We start from the raw sequence: 2,771 nt of genomic DNA on the forward strand, positions 1-2,771 counted from the left end.
TTGCCCAAAAATAGCTCAAAACCTCTGCCCTAGTATTTTTGGGTATTTATACTCATTGCAAAAGTGACACGCTCCCGAACCGACTCGTCTAAAAAGCCGCCACCGCGACGAATTTCGCTACTTGTTTGAGTCTCCTTCTGACTTAGATGAGCGAGAAAAATGGGAGAAACATTATGTCAGGTGGGCGCAAGATATTAAGGAACGCTATCGAGAAAGGATGGGTGAAATTCACTTGGAGTGCGGCGGCGATTCTAAGGCAATTAAAGAAGCCGTCAGCAAGTTATACGAGAGCTTAAGAGCCGATGTGACCGAAGCTTGGACTGACCCTGAAGAACGGTTTTTAGCTGCTAGTGCGATGTGGCACGTCGAAACCGCAAATCCCAACTTAGAAGTTCCTCGCAAAGCTTGTAAGGAACTTTCTCGCCAACTGCTGATTGAATTCAACCTTGAACCTGAGTACGAGCGACTGCACGAAGCTATGCCAAAAGACACTTACGTTCTGAGCGTCCCTTTCGAGGAATTTGAACTCGACGGCAGCGGTAAGACTGTCAGGGATAAGAAGCGACAGCCAGTTGGCAAAGACTTAGCTGGACATTGGAAAGAATTGTTAGACAGCAAAGGCATTAAATATGAAGCAACTTTGCATCCGAGCCTGCCAATGGTCAATTTTGCCTTTATTGAACCCAGCGAAAAACTGGTGGGAATTCTTGAAAAGAAGTTTGGCGGGAATGCCAACGACATCGACAGTTTAGACTTAACCTACCGCGATGGTCTTGGTCGCACCAAAGATGTGAGTTCACGCATTGTAGCTCCTGCAGATTATACTTGGCTTGAGTCCCAAAACCAAACACCTAAAGCAGCATTGGTTCTCAATTTGTTTACAGATGAAATTTGCCAGCAATTGCAAACCTTTCAGTTTGACAGAGCTGAACTGATTGGACAGAAGTACAATGACTTGAAAGATGTTGACTTTAGCAGTCCCAAATGGAGGCAGAAAACATTGACTTTTGAGGTGGGTTCTGTTAGCGGTAGCGGTTCGAGGCGCGACGGCAGCCCTATTGTCCTTCTTGACGGACAAGAGCTAGCCATGTTCTCTGCTAATTCACCTAAATTGCCGATCGGCACTACCTTTGAGGCCACTATTGAACCCTCACCAAAAGGCAGCGCTCTGATCTTAAACATCAACCCTAGCTCTGTGCAACTAATTGAATCAGTTGAGGAACTTTCAGAAGTCGCGCCAACCCCTTGTCAAGACCGATCGCAATCCGTATCGCTAACCCCTTGTCAAAAGCGACCGCTTGTATCGCCAACCCCTACCCAAAAGCGATCGCTTGTATCGCCAACCCCTACCCAAAACAAACCGCCATCTCAACCCGAAAACATTGCTGCCAGCCCCGCCCACCTCTCACAATTGCTGAAAGATGCGATTTCTGAAGCATATAACCAAACTGGAGAAACTAAAATCCCTGTGGGGAACTGGACAGCTTTTATTAGCCAATCTCGCAATAATGTTAGATGTTTAGTCAGAGATAAAGCTGATAATCCGGTCTTGGCTGCTGACTTGAAAACAGGTCAAATCATTAAGAAACTTTCTGAAAACAACAGCTCTCAGTTTATCAAATACCTCAAAGAGGTTGATGCTGAATTAGCTTCTACATCTTCACCAAAAAGAGATGCAGATACACAACTTTAACCTCAACTACCCTACATCTAAGACCGGGTAAGTGTGAACGCCAAGAAAGCTCGTTGACCGAACAGTTAGTTTTTTAGCGAGTTCCAAACAGGAACTATTTATTAGTAGACGACAATTCCCCCTCCGATTGGAGGGGGTCACTTTAACTCCCCAGAACCGCTCTTCCGAGTGAAGTCAGTAGCCATACTGCTCGAATTTCATGGGAAATATCCACTCACGCCGCCACAAAGATTATGGCTACAAAAACAGCATACCGAAGCCGAAGCCAGGGAAACTACATCACCCCTAACACAGCCGAGGGCAAGAAAATCCTCAACTACCTAAGAAATCGCTGCGAGAAAGCTTTAGATTACTGCCTGGAAAACGGACTCACCAGCGTAGAAGATTTTGCCGATGCAATTGAAGAACTAACGGAAGCAGACGGCAAACCAGGCATTAGCGTGGAGGTCAAGCACAACGGACTCGTCCTCAGTTTGAGCGATCGACCGGAGTACGGCTCTACCACAGGAAAGTACATGATGGAACACTTGGGAGAGCCCGACGACAACCGATTTACTAAAACAGGAATTGAGGCGTTACTCGATTCGCCTCGAACTAAAACAAGGTCTAAAAAAGACAATTTACTAGATGAATTGGATGATGAGCAACCCTCCCCCAAGTCTAAATCAAAAGCGACAACCAAGTCTAAAAAAGACGATTTACTAGATGAATTGGAGGATGATGAACCCTCTTCCACGTCTAAATCAAAAGCGACAAACAAGTCTAAAAAAGACGATTTACTAGATGAATTAGAGGATGATGAACCCTCGCGTCGCTCGAAATTTAAAGCCAATACCAAATCACAAAAAAATGAAAGAGAAAGTTGGGAGGATGACGAGCCATCACCCAACTCTAAAACCAAAACTAGACCTCCCAAAGATGACCTAGAGGAGTTGGATTCGGAGGAACCACTGGTTAAATCTAAAGCCTTAAACCGCTCTCCGAGAAATCAACTAAGTGAGTTAGCGGGACTTAAACATAAAATACGATAAAAATAGGTTATAATGCTTACATAGCAAGCATATAACGTTAAAAAATG

The 2,771-nt window shown here is 44.9% G+C and carries 2 protein-coding genes; both read left to right on the forward strand.

Translation table 11 applies throughout. The features are described 5' to 3' along the window. Positions 1 to 121 precede the first annotated feature (121 nt). Entirely contained in the window at positions 122 to 1,693 is a 1,572-nt protein-coding gene (locus tag QUB39_RS30315) for a hypothetical protein (RefSeq protein ID WP_333212868.1), read from the forward strand. A gap of 233 nt (positions 1,694 to 1,926) precedes the next feature. Beyond that, positions 1,927 to 2,724 (forward strand): hypothetical protein, encoded by a 798-nt coding sequence (locus tag QUB39_RS30320; protein WP_333485233.1) that lies wholly within the window; start codon positions 1,927 to 1,929, stop codon positions 2,722 to 2,724. Positions 2,725 to 2,771 lie beyond the last annotated feature (47 nt).

This window comes from Microcoleus sp. AT8-B5 (assembly GCF_036705565.1).
Taxonomy (GTDB): domain Bacteria; phylum Cyanobacteriota; class Cyanobacteriia; order Cyanobacteriales; family Microcoleaceae; genus Microcoleus.

Excerpts from the sequence above, each read along its gene's own strand:
- QUB39_RS30320 (WP_333485233.1), top strand. The coding sequence starts at position 1,927 with ATGGCTACAAAAACAGCATACCGAAGCCGAAGCCAGGGAAACTACATC.